General features: G+C 73.4%; 14 protein-coding genes and 1 riboswitch. Of the genes, 6 read left to right on the plus strand and 8 right to left on the minus strand.

Annotated features, from left to right (window positions below; all coding sequences use genetic code 11):
• Positions 1-13 precede the first annotated feature (13 nt).
• Positions 14-2,344 carry an ATP-binding cassette domain-containing protein gene (locus AC1DIW_RS07850; protein ID WP_478107181.1) on the minus strand — a complete coding sequence of 777 codons (2,331 nt, stop codon included), beginning with the start codon at positions 2,342-2,344 and terminating at the stop codon, positions 14-16.
• Between the two features lie 22 nt (positions 2,345-2,366).
• On the minus strand, positions 2,367-2,993 hold the full coding sequence (locus tag AC1DIW_RS07855; RefSeq protein ID WP_442277367.1) for an ECF transporter S component: 627 nt from the start codon (positions 2,991-2,993) through the stop codon (positions 2,367-2,369).
• An 88-nt stretch (positions 2,994-3,081) separates the two neighbouring features.
• A riboswitch (TPP riboswitch) is annotated at positions 3,082-3,197 on the minus strand.
• A 72-nt stretch (positions 3,198-3,269) separates the two neighbouring features.
• Here AC1DIW_RS07855 and AC1DIW_RS07860 point away from each other — a divergent pair.
• Positions 3,270-3,734 (plus strand): DUF4235 domain-containing protein, encoded by a 465-nt coding sequence (locus AC1DIW_RS07860; protein ID WP_478107183.1) that lies wholly within the window; start codon positions 3,270-3,272, stop codon positions 3,732-3,734.
• 135 nt (positions 3,735-3,869) lie between these two features.
• Positions 3,870-6,587 (plus strand): pyruvate, phosphate dikinase, encoded by a 2,718-nt coding sequence (gene ppdK, locus AC1DIW_RS07865; RefSeq protein ID WP_478107184.1) that lies wholly within the window; start codon positions 3,870-3,872, stop codon positions 6,585-6,587.
• Positions 6,588-6,695: 108 nt separating this feature from the next.
• On the opposite strand, the gene AC1DIW_RS07870 is transcribed toward ppdK, so the two are convergent.
• Positions 6,696-7,715 carry a zinc-dependent alcohol dehydrogenase family protein gene (locus AC1DIW_RS07870; RefSeq protein ID WP_478107186.1) on the minus strand — a complete coding sequence of 340 codons (1,020 nt, stop codon included), beginning with the start codon at positions 7,713-7,715 and terminating at the stop codon, positions 6,696-6,698.
• A gap of 191 nt (positions 7,716-7,906) precedes the next feature.
• Between AC1DIW_RS07870 and AC1DIW_RS07875 the strand changes: the two genes are divergently transcribed.
• A complete protein-coding gene (locus tag AC1DIW_RS07875; protein ID WP_442277371.1) occupies positions 7,907-8,431 on the plus strand; it encodes a DUF1918 domain-containing protein in 525 nt (174 codons plus the stop codon).
• A 336-nt stretch (positions 8,432-8,767) separates the two neighbouring features.
• Entirely contained in the window at positions 8,768-8,977 is a 210-nt protein-coding gene (locus AC1DIW_RS07880) for a DUF1918 domain-containing protein (protein WP_478107188.1), read from the plus strand.
• On the opposite strand, the gene hutI is transcribed toward AC1DIW_RS07880, so the two are convergent.
• Genes hutI through AC1DIW_RS07895 form a run of 3 tightly spaced genes read right to left on the minus strand, consistent with a single transcriptional unit; the run spans position 8,974 to position 12,760 of the window.
• The gene (hutI, locus tag AC1DIW_RS07885) at positions 8,974-10,170 is read right to left on the minus strand and encodes an imidazolonepropionase (protein WP_478107190.1); all 1,197 of its coding nucleotides are present in this window, start codon (positions 10,168-10,170) and stop codon (positions 8,974-8,976) included. The genes AC1DIW_RS07880 and hutI overlap by 4 nt on opposite strands.
• Positions 10,167-11,501, minus strand: coding sequence for a formimidoylglutamate deiminase (locus tag AC1DIW_RS07890; protein WP_478107192.1), 1,335 nt, complete (start codon positions 11,499-11,501; stop codon positions 10,167-10,169). Before AC1DIW_RS07890 ends, hutI begins: the two co-directional genes overlap by 4 nt.
• Entirely contained in the window at positions 11,498-12,760 is a 1,263-nt protein-coding gene (locus tag AC1DIW_RS07895) for an allantoate amidohydrolase (RefSeq protein WP_478107194.1), read from the minus strand. The genes AC1DIW_RS07890 and AC1DIW_RS07895 overlap by 4 nt, the downstream gene beginning before the upstream one ends.
• 53 nt (positions 12,761-12,813) lie before the next feature.
• On the opposite strand from AC1DIW_RS07895, the gene AC1DIW_RS07900 reads away from it, so the two are divergent.
• Together AC1DIW_RS07900 and AC1DIW_RS07905 are read left to right on the plus strand one after the other, a co-directional pair.
• A complete protein-coding gene (locus AC1DIW_RS07900; protein ID WP_478107196.1) occupies positions 12,814-13,335 on the plus strand; it encodes an aminoacyl-tRNA deacylase in 522 nt (173 codons plus the stop codon).
• Between the two features lie 139 nt (positions 13,336-13,474).
• On the plus strand, positions 13,475-13,852 hold the full coding sequence (locus AC1DIW_RS07905) for a DUF3253 domain-containing protein (RefSeq protein WP_478107198.1): 378 nt from the start codon (positions 13,475-13,477) through the stop codon (positions 13,850-13,852).
• 104 nt (positions 13,853-13,956) lie between these two features.
• Here the strand turns inward: AC1DIW_RS07905 and hutU are convergent, their stop codons facing one another.
• Together hutU and hutH are read right to left on the minus strand one after the other, a co-directional pair.
• A complete protein-coding gene (hutU, locus tag AC1DIW_RS07910; RefSeq protein WP_478107199.1) occupies positions 13,957-15,612 on the minus strand; it encodes a urocanate hydratase in 1,656 nt (551 codons plus the stop codon).
• Positions 15,613-15,798: 186 nt separating this feature from the next.
• A complete protein-coding gene (hutH, locus tag AC1DIW_RS07915; protein WP_478107201.1) occupies positions 15,799-17,388 on the minus strand; it encodes a histidine ammonia-lyase in 1,590 nt (529 codons plus the stop codon).
• Positions 17,389-17,446: the final 58 nt, after the last annotated feature.

Here is a 17,446-nt window from a genome sequence, read left to right on the forward strand (position 1 = left end):
CCCCGCGAGGCACTCAGGGCAGCAGCAGCCGGGCCGCGACCGCCGCCGCGATGACGAGAAGACCGGCTCCGAGGGCCAGGGTGTCGGGCAGGCGCCACGGTGCCGCGCCCGCCCACGTGCGCCGCCGCGCCTCGGCGAAACCGCGCGCATCCATCGCCAGTGCCAGCGTCGACGCCTGGGCGAGCGCACCGACGAGCAGGCTGCCCGTGACGACGACCGCTTCCCGGCCCCGGGCCAGCGGGCCCCGGTCGGCCCGGATGCCGCGCACCCGGCGCGTCGTCATGAGCTCGCCCCACAGGGTGTCGAACGACTGGAGCCGCTGCAGGGCGGCCGTCGCCGCCACGACGGGCCGCGCCGGGAGCCGGAGTCGCTGCGCGAGGTGGTCGCCGAGAGCCTCGGGGTCGAGGAAGCCGACGACGAAGGCGGAGGGCACGAGCAGACAGAGCACGCGCAGCGCGGCACCCGAGGCGACCTCGAGGTCACGACCGCCGAGGAGCCACGCGGACCATGCGACGCCGACGACGGCGAGCGTGGCCGGCGCGAGTCGGGCCAGGACCCCGCGGATGCGCCCCTCGGGAGGGCGACCGGGGCCGGGGGCGAGGTGGCCCACGATGCCGAGCACCAGCTCGACGGCGAGGACGGCCAGGCCCTGGCGCCACGTATCGAGCAGCGCGGGCAGGGGCAGGACGCAGAGCGCCGACGCGAGCAGCGCGAGCGGGCCGACCCGGGCCAGCAGCGGCCGGCGCTCCGGCTCCGGGTCGGGTGCCGGCTGGGCGGGTGCCAGGAGGTGGACGACGCGGTCGGCGTCGTCGACGACGCCCGGGTCATGGGTCGTGACGACGACCGCCGCACCCTCGTCACGGGCCGCGACCAGGACGCCCGAGACGGCCGCCCACGTCAGTCGGTCCTGCCCGACCGTGGGCTCGTCGGCGAGCACGAGCGCCGGGCCGTGCGCGACGGCGGAGGCCATCGCCAGGCGCCGCTGCTCGCCACCGGAGAGCTGGCGCGGGTCGGCGTCGGAGAGGTGGGCGAGCCCCAGCGCGGCGAGGAGGGCGTCGGCCCGGCGACCGGCGACGGCGGGGTCCTGGCCGAGGGCGAGCGGCGTCGTCAGGACGTCGTCACGCACGGTGCGACCGACGAGAGCGGTGGCAGCACGCTGCGGCACCCAGGCCACGACGCGCGCGAGGTCGGGCGAGGACCACTCGTGCGGGGGCGTGAGCCGGTCGCGCGCGTCGGCTCGGCCCCCCGCCTCGGCCGGCGTGAGCGGCAGCGCGACGTCCACGGCCCCCCGTGCCGGGGTCGTCAGTCCGCCGAGCGCCGACATGAGCGAGGACTTGCCGGCGCCGCTCGGTCCGACGAGGGCGACCGAGCGGCCGGCCCGCGCCTCGAGGTCGGAGCCGTCGACGGCCAGCGTCGTGCGCGAGCGCTGGCCGAGCCGCCGGCTGTGGTGCTCGACCCGGACGCCGGAAGCCGCCGCGACGAGGCGGCCCTGCGGCACCCGCCCGGCCGCAGCATCCGGCGCGGGGTCGAGAACCAGCTCGAAGGGCTCGGGATCAGGGACGCCGGGGACCCAGATGCCCTGAGCCGCAAGCGATTCCCCGTGCTCGGCCAGGACACGGCGAGGTTCGCCGTCCGCGACGACCGAGCCCGACGCATCGAGAACGACGAGTCGGTCGATGTGGTCGAGCCACCCGTCGAGGCGGTGCTCGACGACGACGAGCGTGAGGGCGCGCCCCGCGACGACGTCGGCCACGACAGCCCGCACGTCGGCAGCGGTGGCGGCGTCGAGCATCGCCGTCGGCTCGTCGAGCAGCAGCACCGACGGCTCCAGGACGAGGGCACCGGCCAGCGCGAGCCGTTGGGACTCGCCGCCGCTCAGCGTCGCCGGCGAGCTGTCGGGGGACATGGTCAGGCCCACCTCGCGCAGCGCGGACTCGACGCGCCGCGGCATCTCATCGCGGGGCAGGGAGACGTTCTCCAGGCCGAAGGCGACGTCCCGACCGATGCTCGAGGCCACGACACCGGCGCCGGGATCCTGCAGGACGAGGCCGACCGAGCCCGGAACGTCCTGTGGCGCCTGACCGCCCACCGCCACGGTGCCCGACAGTTGGCCGGCGTCGGCCGTGAGCAGCAGGCCGGCGACGGCCCGCAGGAGGGTCGACTTGCCGGACCCGCTCGGCCCGGCGAGCAGCACGCGCTCGCCGGGCGCGATGGTGAGGTCGAGGCCGTCGAGGACCGGACGCGAGCGACCGAAGGGTCGCCACGTCAGGTCCCGGACGCGCACCTCGACGCCGCCGGTCGCCCGGGCCTGGCCTCGGCCACGTTCCTCTGCCCGCGTCGTCACCGGGGTGTCCACCGCGCAGCGGTCAGACGGCGCGCTGCTCACGGACCTCTTGGCCCGGCGGGAACGGGTTCAGCGCACCCGCCGCGGCGAGCAGCCGCGTCAGGCCGACGGCGAGGAGCGAGCCGAGGACCGCCACCGACGCACCGAGCAGGAGGAGGTAGGCGATCTTGTAGCCCCAGCCCCAGTCGGTCCAGTAGGAGTACCACTCGTAGACGGCCTCGAAGGCACCGCCGAGGAACCCGCCGAGCAGCAGCGGCGCCCAGCGGTACACGGCATACCCGAAGGCGGCGAAGCCGAGCTCCACGCCGAGGCCCTGGACGAGGCCGGACACGAGCGTGGCCAGACCCCACTGGGTGCCGATGAGCGCCGAGACGATGGCGGCGAGCAGTTCGGTGAAGACGGCCGCGCCGGGACGGCGGATGATGAGCATGCCGACGATGCCGGCCACGAGCCACGGCCAGTTGAAGAGGGCGCCGAGCGGCGGGAAGGCCGCCGAGACCGCGTTCGACGGGACGGCGTAGACGAGGCCCCACGCCCAGTACGCGACGCCGAAGGCGACGCCGAGGAAGGCGCAGGTGAGCAGGTCGATGGTGCGCCAGCGGGTCAGCGGCCCGCTCGCGGTGATGGTGGCGCTGGTGGTTCTGGACATGGTGTGTCTCCCGGGTTCCAGTGATGACAAGTGGATACCTGGGGGAAGCCAGCCGGACGGACACGTCGATGACGTATGCCGTGCGGTGGCCTGAGAAATACCGACTTCCTTCGCCGGTGCTAACCGGAGCAGGTTCGAGGGTCTGCGGCTCTGCCTTCGGGCTGCCGCACTCTCAGCGCGTGTTGCGCTCCCCTGTCGTGATGGGTGGTGGTGCTCTTCAGTTGTGGAGGTGACTCTACTCGTGAGTGCCAGCGGCAGCGTGGGTACAGTCAAGCCATGGCTTCCAAGGACACGAAGAAGGCTCTCGCGAAGGCCTCGGACAAGGCATCCGCGAAGGTCGACAAGACGCAGCACACCCCGGTCGGCGGTCCGGTCTGGAAGCTCCTCAGCGTGGGGACGACGATCATCGCGACCAAGCTCGCGACCGACGCCACGCAGAAGGGCTGGAAGCTCGCGACCGGCCGCAACGTGCCCGTCAAGGGCGACTTCGAGCGTGAGCGCACCCGGGACGTCATCCTCTTCACGGCCCTCTCCTCGATGGCCGTCGCCGCCGCCCGGGTCGCCGCCGAGCGCGGTGCGGCGACGTACTACCGACGCTCCACCGGCCACCTGCCCAAGGCGCTCGAGGACGACCAGGTGGACCCGACCGACAAGAAGGCCGCGAAGAAGCTCGACCGGGCGAAGACCAAGGCGGAGAAGGCGACCCAGAAGGCCATCGACAAGGCTACCGGTCGCCGCTAGCTCCACCGCGCCGCCCCAGCAGACCCCGCGCACGGGACCAAAGCCCCTGTCGCGCGCGTCGCCTTCCGCCGCACGCTCGAGGGACAGGCTGCGGCGCGCCCGCGCTCACGGCCCGCCGCGAGCCCTGGAGGAGCGATGACCACGACACCGGAGCGCACCGCACGGCGACCCCTCGTGCTGGAGCTGCACGAGGGCGACCGGACGATGGCAGGACTGTTGGGCGGCAAGGGCGCCGGACTGGCGGAGATGTCGCGGCTCGGCCTGCCCGTGCCCCAGGGGTTCATCATCACGACCGAGGCGTGCCGCGCGTGGCTGGCGGGGGGCGGCGAGCCCGACGGCCTGTGGGAGCAGATCGAGGCGGCGATGGTCGACCTCGAGCACCGCTCCGGCCTGCGCTTCGGAGACCCGGCCGCGCCGCTGCTCGTGTCGGTGCGGTCGGGAGCCCGGTTCTCGATGCCGGGGATGATGGAGACGGTCCTCGACGTCGGGATGACCGACTCGGTGGCGGCTGCTCTCGTCTCCCGCGGTGAGGACCGGTTCGCCTGGGACAGCTACCGCCGGCTGGTGCAGATGTACGGGCGCACCGTCCTCGGTGTCGACGGCACCCTCTTCGACGAGCAGCTGACGCGGTTGCGCCAGGAGACCGGGGCCGCCACCGATGCCGAGCTCGACGCCACCGCACTCGAACGGCTGACCGGCGTCTTCCGGCGGATCGTCCAGGAGCGCACCGGCGAGGACCTCCCGCAGGACCCACGCCAGCAGCTGCGCCGCGCGGTCGTTGCCGTCTTCGCGTCGTGGAACGGCGAGCGGGCGCGCCTCTACCGGGCCCACGAGGGCATCCCGGACGACCTGGGCACGGCGGTCAACGTCGTGCAGATGGTCTTCGGCAACCGTGGCGACCGCTCGGGGAGCGGCGTGTGCTTCACCCGGGACCCGGTCAGCGGCGCGCCCGGCGTCTTCGGTGACTACCTTCCCGACGCCCAGGGCGAGGACGTCGTGAGTGGGAGCCGGAGCCCCATGGACCTGTCCGAGCTCGGGCGCCGCGAGCCAGCCCTGCACGAGGAGCTGAGCGTGCACCTGCGCACCCTCGAGCAGCACTACCGCGACCTCTGCGACGTCGAGTTCACCGTCGAGCGGGGGCGACTGTGGATCCTGCAGACCCGCCTCGGCAAACGGAGCCCGGCAGCGGCCTTCCGCATCGCCGTCGAGCTCGTCGACGAGGGGGTCATCGACCTCGACGAGGCCCTGACCCGCGTCGACGGGACCCAGCTGCAGACCCTGCTGCACCCGACCTTCACGACCGAGGAGGGACTGACGCCGCTCGCGCACGGCCTCGCGGCGAGCCCCGGCGCGGCATACGGCCAGCTCGTGTTCGACTCGGCCACGGCGATGGCGTGGACGGCGCTCGGCCGCCAGGTCGTGCTGGCCCGTCCCGAGACGAGCCCCGACGACTTCGGTGGCCTCCTCGCCGCGCGTGCCGTGATCACCTCCCGTGGCGGGCTCACCTCGCACGCGGCCGTCGTGGCCCGCGGCCTCGGGCGCACGTGCGTCACCGGGGTCGAGGGTCTGCTCGTCGACCCCGTCGCCCGGATGGCCACCCTCCCGGGCGGGGTCAGCCTGCCCGAGGGCACCGTGGTGTCCGTCGACGGCACCACCGGCGAGGTGTATGCCGGCCAGCGCGACATCGAGCCCAGCCCGGTGTCGACAGCCATCAGCCAAGGCGTCTCGCACAGCCCCGACCGGACGGTCCGGGCCGTGCTGACCCTCCTCAGCCACGCCGACCTGAGGCGCCAGCTCGGCGTCATGGCGAACGCCGAGACCCCCGAGGAGGCCCGAGCAGCAAGGTGTTTCGGCGCCGAGGGCATCGGGCTGTGCCGCACCGAGCACATGCTCCTCGGTGCCCGACGGGTGCTCGTCGAGCGTCTCGTCACCGACGACGACCGAGAAGGCGCCCTCGCCGAGATCGAGGCGCTCGCGCTGACCGAGTTCACCGCGCTCCTCGAGGCGATGGAGGGCCTGCCGGTGGTGGTGCGGCTGCTCGACCCGCCCATGCACGAGTTCCTCCCCGACCTCGTCGAGCTGTCGGTCGCTGCGGCCCTCGCCGACGAGCGGGGCACCCTCGACGCGGCCCTCGAGCGACGGCTGTCGACGACCCGCCGGTGGCACGAGTCGAACCCGATGCTCGGCCTGCGTGGCGTGCGGCTGCTCACCGTGCTGCCGCAGATCATCGACGCGCAGGTGCGAGCCCTGGTTGAGGCCACCATCACGTTGCGGGCCGGCGGCCACGACGTGCGGCCCGAGCTCATGGTCCCCCTCGTCGCCGACGTCGCCGAGCTGACGGCGGCGCGCGAACGGATGGAGGGGATCGTGGCCGACGTCGCCAGCGCCCACGACACCTCGCTGCACCTGCCGATCGGCGTCATGGTGGAGCTGCCGCGCGCGGCGCTGACGGCGGCAGCCCTCGCCGAGCACGCCGACTTCTTCTCGTTCGGCACGAACGACCTGACCCAGACGAGCTGGGGCATGTCGCGCGACGACGCCGAGGCCAACTTCCTCGCGGCCTACCGCGAGGCGGGGATCCTCGCGACCGACCCCTTCAAGACCCTCGACGAGGCCGGTGTGGGCGCCCTCGTCGAGCTGGCCGCGCGTGACGGTCGCCGCGCCCGACCCGGGCTGGGGCTCGGGGCGTGCGGGGAGCACGCCGGGGACCCGGCGTCGATCGGGTTCTTCGCCCGCACGGGCCTGGACTACCTGTCCTGCTCGCCCCCGCGCATCCCGGTCGTGCGGCTCGAGGCCGGCCGTCAGGCCGTGCTCCTCGCCGGGGCCTCGCCATCGACGTCGGACACGCGATGAGGGGTAACGCCGAGAGTCCGCTGAGCGGCCGCTGAGCCGGCACCATCCGGCGTGCTCCCACCGGATGGTGCCCCAGCGGCGGGCTGGGAGGCCGTCGACCGGTGCGGTTCAACCGCCGGGCGTCGGCACGAGCACCGCGGCGCCGCGGACGCGCCCCGCCTCGAGGTCGACCAGCGCGCGGTCCGCCTCGTCCATCGGCACCGCCGTCGTGGCGACCCGAAGGCCCAGCCGCTCGGCCAGCAGCAGGAACTCCTCGCCGTCGTGCCTGGTGTTGCTCGTGACACTGCGCAGCGACCGCTCCCGGAAGAGGTGGCGCTGGTAGTCGAGCACCGGGACGTCGCTGAGGTGGATGCCGGCCACGGCGAGGGTCCCCCCGGGACCCAAGGCCTCGAGAGCGACCGGAACCAGCTCGCCGACCGGCGCGAAGAGGATGGCCGCGTCGAGAGGCACCGGGGGCGAGTCGTGCGGACCGCCGACCGAGGCCGCTCCGAGCTCCGCAGCCAGGGCGCGAGCCTCGGCGCCACGCGTCAGCACGTGCACCTCGGCGCCCTGGGCTACGGCGACCTGCGCCGTCAGGTGGGCGCTCGCGCCGAAGCCGTAGATGCCGAGCCGACCACCGGGTGGCAGCTCAGCCCGTCGCAGCGACCGGTAGCCGATGATGCCGGCGCAGAGCAGCGGCGCCGCCTCGACGTCCTCGAACGAGGCCGGGACCCGGTAGGTGTACGCCTCAGGCGCCACGGCATACTCCGCGTAGCCGCCGTCGGCATCCCATCCGGTGTAGCGCGAGGCGGCGCAGAGGTTCTCGCGTCCCGAACGGCACCACCGACACGAGCCGCACGTGGCCCGCAACCACGCGACACCCACCCGGTCCCCCGGCACGAAACGATGGGCTCCGTCGCCGAGGAGGGCGACCTCGCCCACCACCTCGTGGCCGGGCACGAGGTGGTGCCGGTGCCGCGCCAGGTCTCCCGTGACGACGTGCAGGTCGGTGCGGCACACCCCACAGGCCCGGACGTGGACCAGGACCTCGCCCGGGCCGGGCTGCGGGATGGGCAGCTCGGTCCGGACGAGCGGGTGCCTGCGCAGCGGTCCCGGCTCATCGACGACCCACGCCTGCATGGTGCTCATGGCGCCTCCCTCGGGTCGTCGGCCGGGCGGGCGCACGACCTGTCCCGATCCCAGACCCACATCGGTCACGGGCACAAGGGCCCAAGGTCCCGTGACAGGGTCCGACCGGTCTGCGACTCGGAGCCCTTCGGCCCTGAGTGCGCGCCCCCGACCGGTGCTGTCCTGATCTGAGACCGGTCGAGGAGGCCAACGTGAGAGCACATGTCGGAGACCGCATCGTCCTTGCGGCGGAGCACATCGACGAGCCCACCCGTGACGGGGAGGTGCTCGAGGTCCGCGGAGCCGACGGGGGTCCGCCCTTCGTGGTGCGGTGGGCGGACGGCCACACCGGCCTGATCTACCCGGGGCCGGGATCGGTGCTCCACCTCGGCGTGCCCGGTGACGAGAAGGCCGCGACACCCGAGCCGGCCCCGGCGCCGACGGGTCCCGAGGAACGCTCGCAGACCCTCCACCTGCGCGAGTGGCAGGTCCGTGTCTCGTTGCTCGAGTCCGGGGACGACACGAGCGCCACCGTCGTGCTCGTCGCCGACCCCCCGGACCGCCTCAGTGCCAAGGGGACGAGCCACCGCTCCTCTGACGACGCGGCGTCGCGTCGGATCGGGGACGAGATCGCCGTCGCCCGCGCGTTGCGTCACCTGGCGGACCAGCTCGTCGGGGAGGCGGAGCGGGACATCGAGGAACGCACGGGCGAGGAGGCGCACGTCAGGCCGATGTGACCGATCCCCGACACATTCCTGCGACCACTGCGGCCACCAGCCGCGCTCGTCCGGAGCGGCCTCACCGGGCAGGTCCACGCGCCGCCGACCGACGACCGTTGGTGGGCCAAAACGGCGGACTAGGCGCGTCGTCGCGGCGTGTCGCGGCGTCCGGTCGACCAATGGTCGTCCGTCGGCGGCCCGGACGGCCCGGACGGCCCGGACGGCATACGCGAGCACTTCGACTGATGACTCGAGACCCGCAACTCGGCGGCGTCTTGTCGCACGAAGGCCTTCCGGGCCGAGGCTCGAGGTGGTGTCCTTGGAGGGAGCAGAGCCCACGCGAGGAGGTGTGCCATGCAGGCACGGGTCGGTGACCGCATCACGATGGCCGCGGAACACGTCGGTCAGAGCACGCGCGAGGGCGTCATCCGGGAGGTGAAGGGCGAGGGCGGCGCTCCCCCCTACGTCGTCGAGTGGGCCGACGGCCACACCGGATTGATCCACCCGGGTCCGGGCTCGGTGCTGCGCTGCCAGCACCCCGACGACGAGCCGGCGACCAGCTAGAGCTCGAGCGCGCGGACGATCGGCACCCCGGCCCGGTAGGCGAGGTGCAGGTGGCTCGGCGCGTCGAGAACGGCCAGCTCGGCCGGCTGTCCCGGCGCGACGCGTCGGTCGAGGCCGAGCGAGCGCGCCGAGACGGCGGTGGCGGCATGCAGCGCCTCGGCCGGCGTCAGGCCCATCTCCCGCACGGCGAGCGCGATGGCGAACGGGATCGACGACGAGTAGCAGGTGCCGGGGTTGCAGTCGCTCGCGAGCGCCACGTCGACGCCCGCGTCGATGAGCGCCCGCCCGTCGGGGTAGGGCGAGCGGGTCGAGAACTCGACCCCGGGCAGCAGCGTCGCGACCGTGGTCCCGCGCGCAGCGACGAGCGCCTCGACGTCGGAGTCGTCGAGGTAGGTGCAGTGGTCGACGCTGCGGGCCCCGAGCTCGCAGGCGAGCCGGACGCCGGGGCCGTGGCCGAGCTGGTTGCCGTGGACGCGCAGGGCGAGACCCGCGGCGCGGCCGGCCTCGAGGATCGTGCGCGCCTCGTCGCCGTCGAAGGCGTGCGCCGAGTGCGGCTCGCAGAAGACGTCGATGCTCTCGGCCAGCGCGGTCGGTCCGTCGGCGACGACCGCGTCGAGCATCGGCCCCGTCACGAGGTCGACGTATGCGGCCCGCTGCGTCGCGTACTCGCGTGGCACGACGTGCGCGCCGAGGAAGGTCGTGTGCGGGGTGAGCTCGCGGGCGATGCGGAGGCTGCGCAGCTCGTCGTCGAGGGTCAGTCCGTAGCCGCTCTTGATCTCGACCGTCGTCGTGCCCTGGGCGCGCATCTCGCCGACGCGGGCGGTGACGAGGGCACGGAGGTCGTCGTCGCTCGCGGCGCGCGTCGCCGCGACCGAGACGGCGATGCCGCCCCCGTCGTAGGGCGTGCCGGTCATCCGCGCGGCGAACTCGGCCGAGCGGTCACCGGCGAAGACGAGGTGGGTGTGCGAGTCGACGAAACCGGGGATGACGGCGCGACCCCCGAGGTCACGACGCTCGTCGGCGTCGGGCGCCTCGGCGGCGGGTCCGACCCACTCGACGAGACCGTCGCCGGAGATGACGAGCGCGGCGTCGCGGACGATGCCGAGGAGGGCGTCGCCGGGGTCGGCGTGGCCGTCGCCCCGAGCCGGGTCGTTCGTCGTCAGCTCCGCGATGCCCGTGAGGAGCAGGCTCACGCCGGGACCCCTCCGGCGACCCGGTCGATGGCGCCGACGAGCAGGCGGCCGACATCCCCCATCCGGTGGCGGCCGTCGCTGACGACGACGTCCCCACCGACGACGACGGTCGAGACGTCGGAGGCCACGCAGGCGTAGATGATCTGGTCGTGCGCGGCACCCGCCGTGTTGACGGTGTCGGTGCGCACCGTGACGAAGTCGGCGAGCGCCCCCTTGCTCAGGTGGCCCCCGTCGGACCAGCCGAGGGACCGGTAGCCGTTGAACGAGGCCGCGAGGAGCAGGTCGTCGGCCGAGAAGCGGTCGCGTTCGTTGGTGACGAGCCGCTCGTGCATCTCGAGCCCGCGCAGCTCCTCGAACGGGTCGATGACGACGTGCTGGTCCGAGCCCAGCGAGAGCGGGCTGCCGGCGTCGTGCAGGGCGCGGGCCGGTCCGATGCCGTCGGCGAGGTCGCGCTCGGTCGTCGGGCAGAAGCACGCGCCGGTGCCCGTGCCACCGAGGAGCTCGATGTCGCGGTCCTCGAGGTGCGTGGCGTGCACCGCCGTCGAGTGGGCGCCGAGAGCGCCTGCCTCGTCGAGCAGCTGGGTGGGGCTCGCGCCGTAGAACATCTGGCACGCGAGGTTCTCGCCGTGCTGCTCCGACAGGTGCACGTGGAGCGGCAGGCCGCCCGCGGCCTCGACGACCTTCGGCAGGTCCGCCCGCTTGACCGCGCGGACCGAGTGGATCGCCGCACCGAGCCGCACCCGGTCCGTCTCGTGACGGCGCGCGGACATGCGCTCCGCCCACGCCTCGACCGAGCCGTCGCTGAACCGGCGCTGGCCGGGGTGGAGCTCGACGTGGCCGCCGCCGTTGAGGCCGCCCTCCAGGTAGCACGTGTCGAGCAGCGTGAGGCGGATGCCGGCCTCGTCGGCCGCCTGGCGCACCGCGAGACCCATGGCGTTCGGGTCGCGGTACGGGTGGCCGCCGGGACGGTGGTGGACGTAGTGGAACTCCCCCACGACCGTGATGCCGGCCTGCACCATCTCGGCGAAGACGGCCCGCGCCAGCGCGAAGTACGTGTCGGGGTTGAGCTGCTCAGCGGCGGCATACATCTGCTCGCGCCAGCTCCAGAAGTTGCCGCCGCTGCCGTTGACGCGGCCGCGCAGGGCGCGGTGGAAGGCGTGGCTGTGGGCGTTGGCCATGCCGGGCAGCGTCACGCCGGCGAGGCGGATGTCGTCAGGCTGCGGGTCCGCGTCGACGAGGACTTCCTTGAACAGGCCGTCCTGCGTCACGAGGCGGACGCGGCGCGCGAGTCCCCCTGTCAGCCAAGCACTCTCGCACCAGAAGGTCGTCATCGTGCCTCGCTCATCGACTCGGGGTCCTTCCCTGTGCACAGCTCGGTCACGACGGCGGTGAGGGCCGTGACCCCATGGTGGCAGTCCTCGGTGCTCGCGAACTCGTCCGGAGAGTGTGAAACACCTGTGGGGTTGCGGACGAAGAGCATCGCGCTCGGCACCCCGTGCGTCGCGAGAACGCCCGCGTCGTGCCCCGCGCCCGTGCCGAGCAGCGGCGCGTCGGGGAGTATGCCGTGCAGCCGCTCCACGAGTCGCGTGTCGAAGGTCGTCGTCGGGGTCCACGACTCCTCGCTCGTCGTCGCGCCGAGGCGAGCGGCCTCGGACGACACGCCGTCCACGACCGCATGGACGGCCTCCTCGCTCTGACCGCGGGCGTCCAGCCAGGCCGTGACGTGGCTCGCGATCGCGTTGACGCCGCCCGGGACCACGGCCACCTTGCCGACGGTGGCCACGCAACCGAGCCCCACGGCATACGACCGCGCCGCCTGGATGACGTCGGCGAGGCCGACCATGGCGTCGCGACGGTCCTCGATGCGGGTGGTGCCGGCGTGGTTGGCCTCGCCGGGGATGTCGATGCGCCACCGACCGTGCGGCCAGATGTCGGTGCCGAGGGCGACCGCGCGGGACGGGTCGGTGAGGTCGTCGCCGCCGTCGGGCGCGAGCGCGAGGGCCTTGCCCTGCTCGACGTGCAGCTCGACGAAGCGTCCGATGCGCCGCACGGCGTCGTCGTCGCGGCCCAGGGTCTCGGGGTCACGCCCGGCGCTGCGCCACGCGTCGGCCATCGAGACGCCGTCGGCGTCCGCCAGTGACCGGGCCCGGTCGGCGTCGAGGGCACCGGTGATGATGCGGGATCCCGCGCAGGCGATGCCGAAGCGGGCGCCCTCCTCGTCGACGAAGTTGACGACACCGAGGGGCATGTCGGGCTCGACGCCCGCCTCGCGCAGCGCGTCGACGGTGGCGAGGGCACTGACGACCCCGAGGGGGCCGTCGAAGGCGCCACCGTCCGGCACGGAGTCGAGGTGCGAGCCGATGACGACGCCGGGCGTCGTGTCCGGGTCACCCCACCAGCCCCACTGGTTGCCGGCGCGATCCTCGACGAGGTCCAGACCACGGGCCGTGCACTCGGCGGCGAACCACTCACGCAGGTCGTGGTCGGTGCGGGTCCAGGCGTAGCGGCGGTAGCCGTTCGTCGCCGCCTGGCGGCCCACCGGCTCGAGGTCGGCCCACATCCGGTCGAAGCTCGTCGTCACGTCGATCACTTCCCCTCACGCGGCCGGGCTGCGGACCCGGACCGGTAACTAGGCTGCGTGGCATGGACTCCGACCGCGATGAAGCCGAGCGTAGTGACTCGGGCGAGATCCGCACGCCGGCGATCGAGGCCGTCCTCGCGGCGGGCATCGAGCACACCGTGACCAGGCACGGCCGCGTCTCGAGCCTCGAGGAGGCCGCCGCCGCCCGAGGCATCGAGCCGCGTGACCTCATCAAGACCCTCGTCGTGCGTCGCGCCGAGGACGACCACGTCTTCGTCCTCGTGCCGGGTGATCGCACGTTCTCGTGGGCCAAGGTCCGGGCCCTGCTCGGCACGAACCGCATCTCGATGCCCGACGCGGAGGCCGCCAAGGCGGTCACGGGCTACGAGCGCGGCACCATCACCCCGTTCGGCTCGGCCACCCGGCTGCCGGTCATCGCCGACAGCCACCTCGTGGGGCGCCGCATCTCGATCGGTGGCGGCGCTCACGGTGTCGGCCTGACGGTGCAGGGCGACGACGTCATCCGCCTCTTCGACGCCACGGTGGCCGACATCTCCGACGAGGAGACCCGCAAGACCCCCTGACCTCTGCACCGTCGAGAGGCCACGTGTGGCCGCCCCTCGCCCGTCGAAAGGCCACGTGTGGCCGCCTCCCCACCGTCGAAAGGCCACGTTCGGCCGCCTCCCGACGGTCGAGAGGCCACGATGCTCCAGACTGGTCCCCATGTCCCGAGCCCCGCTGCCCACCAAGCCGTGCGCCCGCTGCGGCCGCACCATCACCTGGCGCAAGGCGTGGGCCCGCGACTGGGACTCCGTGCGCTGGTGCTCCGACAGCTGCCGCAAGCACGGCCTGACCCCGGTCGACATCGAGCTCGAGGACTCGCTCGAGTCGCTGCTCGACGCCCGGGCGCGCGACGCCTCGGTCTGCCCGAGCGAGGCCGCACGTGCCGTCGGCGGCGACGACTGGCGCGAGCTCATGGAGCCGGCCCGCTCGGCTGCCCGGCGACTCGTCGGCGCCGGCCGCGCCGAGATCACGCAAGGTGGCCAGGTCATCGACCCGGACCACGCGAAGGGCCCGATCCGGGTCCGCCGCCCCCGCTGACGCGCCTGACCCGATCGACCTGGCTGAACCTCCGCGGTTCGAGGTATTCCGCGGTCGCGGGTGACCGCGGAATACCTCGAACCCGGGGTTGACGGCATACGCCCTCAGCCCTCCTGCATGGGGATGCGGACGCCGCGCTCGTGCGCGACCCGGTCGGCGATGTCGTAGCCCGCGTCGACGTGGCGGATGACGCCCATCCCGGGGTCGTTCGTCAGCACGCGAGCGAGCTTCTGCGCCGCGAGGTCGGTGCCGTCGGCGAGGGAGACCTGCCCGGCGTGCAGGCTGCGGCCGATGCCGACGCCGCCGCCGTGGTGGATCGAGACCCAGCTGGCGCCCGAGCTCGTGTTGACGAGGGCGTTGAGCAGCGGCCAGTCCGCGATGGCGTCGGAGCCGTCGGCCATCGCCTCGGTCTCGCGGTAGGGGCTGGCGACCGAACCGGAGTCCAGGTGGTCCCGACCGATGACGATGGGGGCGCTCACCTCCCCGGTGCGGACGAGCTCGTTGAAGGCGAGACCCGCCTTGTCGCGCTCGCCGTAGCCCAGCCAGCAGATGCGAGCAGGCAGGCCCTGGAAGGCGATTCGCTCCTGCGCGCCGCGGATCCACTTGTGCAGGCGGTCGTTGTCGGGGAAGAGGTCGAGCACCGCCTTGTCCGTGGCCGCGATGTCGCGCGGGTCGCCCGAGAGCGCGGCCCAGCGGAACGGGCCCTTGCCCTCGCAGAAGAGCGGACGGATGTAGGCCGGCACGAAGCCGGGGAACTCGAACGCGCGGTCGTAGCCACCGAGGCGGGCCTCGTCGCGGATCGAGTTGCCGTAGTCGAAGACCTCGGCGCCGGCGTCCTGGAACTCGACCATCGCCTTGACGTGCTTGGCCATCGAGGCGCGGGCCCGGTCGGTGAAGTCCTCGGGCTTCTTCTCGGCGTAGTCGGCCCAGTCCTCGAGCGCGACCCCCTCGGGCAGGTAGGACAGCGGGTCGTGGGCCGACGTCTGGTCGGTGACGATGTCGATCTCGACGCCGCGGCGGAGCAGCTCGGGGAAGACCTTGGCCGCGTTGCCGACGACGCCCACCGACCAGCCGCGACGCTCGCGCTTGGCGGCGAGCGCCTTGTCGATCGCGTCGTCGAGGTTGTCGGCCACCTCGTCGAGGTAGCGGTGCTCGACGCGGCGGTGCAGGCGGGCGGGGTCGACGTCGACGATGAGGCACGCGCCCTCGTTCATCGTGACGGCGAGCGGCTGGGCGCCGCCCATCCCACCGCAGCCACCCGTCAGGGTCAGCGTGCCGGCGAGCGTGCCGCCGAAGCGCTTCTCGGCGACCGCGGCGAAGGTCTCGTAGGTGCCCTGGACGATGCCCTGGGTGCCGATGTAGATCCACGACCCGGCCGTCATCTGGCCGTACATCGTCAGCCCGAGGTGCTCGAGCCGGCGAAACTCCGGCCACGTGGCCCAGTCGCCGACGAGGTTGCTGTTGGCGATGAGCACGCGCGGAGCCCACTCGTGCGTCTGCATGACCCCGACGGGGCGGCCCGACTGCACGAGCATCGTCTCGTCCTGCTTGAGGGTGGTCAGCGTGCGGACCATCGCGTCGAAGGACTTCCAGTCGCGCGCTGCCCGCCCGGTGCCGCCGTAGACGACGAGGTCGTCCGGCCGCTCGGCCACCTCGGGGTCGAGGTTGTTCATGAGCATCCGCAGCGGGGCCTCGGTGGCCCACGACTGAGCCGTCAGGGTCGTCCCTCGCGCCGCGCGGACGGGTCGTGCACCTTCCATGTCACTCTCCTTCGAGTGGAAAACCGTTGGTATGCCGTGTGCTTCAGCGTTCGTGTGCCGTCCGCTTCACCCGTCGAAAGGCCACTTCTTGCCGCCTCTCGCCGATCGAAAGGCCAGCCCGTGCGGCCTCTTGTGGCCACTCGACCCGCCGCAGGCGGCCACACGTGGCCTTTCGACGGTGGGGGGTCAGCGGAGGGGGCCGGTGACGGACTCGGCCGCGGCGAGGACGTCACCGTCGGCAACGGCCGCGCAGGCCCCCTCGATGTCCGGGGCGAGGAACCGGTCGGGGCCGGGCGCGACGTTCGCGCGCGCCCCAAGGGCGGCGATGACCGCCGCCGTGGCCGCGGCCGGCTCGAGCGGGGCCCGCAGCTGGATGCCGCGCGCTGCCGTCAGCACCTCGATGGCGAGGACGCGGGCGAGCGCGTCGACCGAGCGGCGCAGCTTGCGGGCGCCCGACCACCCCATCGAGACGTGGTCCTCCTGCATGGCCGAGCTCGGGATCGAGTCGACCGACGCAGGTACGGCCAGGCGCTTCATCTCCGAGACCATCGCGGCCTGCGTGTACTGCGCGATCATCAGGCCCGAGTCGACGCCGGGGTCAGCGGCCAGGAAGGGCGGGAGGCCGTGGTTCCTGGCCTGGTCGAGGAAGCGGTCGGTGCGACGCTCGGCCATCGACGCGACGTCGGCCGCGACGATGGCGAGGAAGTCGAGGACGTAGGCGACGGGAGCGCCGTGGAAGTTGCCGTTGGACTCGACGCGTCCGTCAGGTGTCACGACCGGGTTGTCGACGGCCGATGCCAGCTCGGCGGCGGCCACGCGGGCGGCGTGCTCGACCGTGTCGCGGGCCCCGCCGTGCACCTGGGGAGCACAGCGCAGGGAGTAGGCGTCCTGCACCCTCGTGCACTCCTCGGTGCGGTGCGACTCGCGGATCGGCGAGCCGGCCATGACCGCGAGGATGTTCGCAGCCGAGGCGCCTTGGCCCACCTGGGGCCGCAGTGCGTGCAGGTCGGCGGCGAAGACGTCGTCGGTGCCGAGCAGGCCCTCGACGCTCATCGCGGCCGAGACGTCGGCGACCTTGAGCAGGTGGCGCAGGTCGTGGATGGCCAGGACGAGCATGCCGAGCATGCCGTCGGTGCCGTTGATGAGAGCCAGGCCCTCCTTCTCCGCCAGCACGACGGGCTCGATCCCGTTGTCACGCAAAGCGGTTGCCGCGTCGGTGAGGGTGCCGTCGGCGAGGCGCACCGGCCCCTCGCCCATGACGGCGAGCGCGCAGTGCGACAGGGGCGCGAGGTCGCCGGAGCAGCCGAGCGAGCCGTACTCGTGCACGACGGGAGTGATGCCGGCACTGAGCAGCGCGGCATACGCCCGGGCCGTCTCGAGGCGCACGCCCGTGCGGCCGGTGGCCAGCGTCGAGAGGCGCAGGAGCATGAGCGCGCGCACGACCTCGCGCTCGACCTCGGGGCCGGCGCCGGCGGCGTGCGAGCGCACGAGCGAGCGCTGCAGCTGGGCACGCAGCGCCGTCGGGATGTGGCGCGTGGCGAGGGCGCCGAAGCCGGTGGAGACGCCGTAGTGCGGCACGGTGTCCTCGGCAAGGGCCTCGATGACCGTACGGCTGTGGGAGATCTCGGCCTCGGCCTCGGCGGAGAGCTCGACCCGGGCGCCGTGGCGGGCGACCGCGACGACGTCCTCGAGGGCAAGCGGGCCGGTGCCGACCGTGACGGTGTCGGAGGCCTTGTCGGTGACCGGGCCGGCGACGGAGGCGGATGCTGCGTTCATGGATCCATCGAACCTCCGAACGACTGGCGCGACAGCAATCGGAGGAGGACAATTGTCT

The sequence above is a fragment of the Terrabacter sp. 01T434 genome, assembly GCF_056398545.1.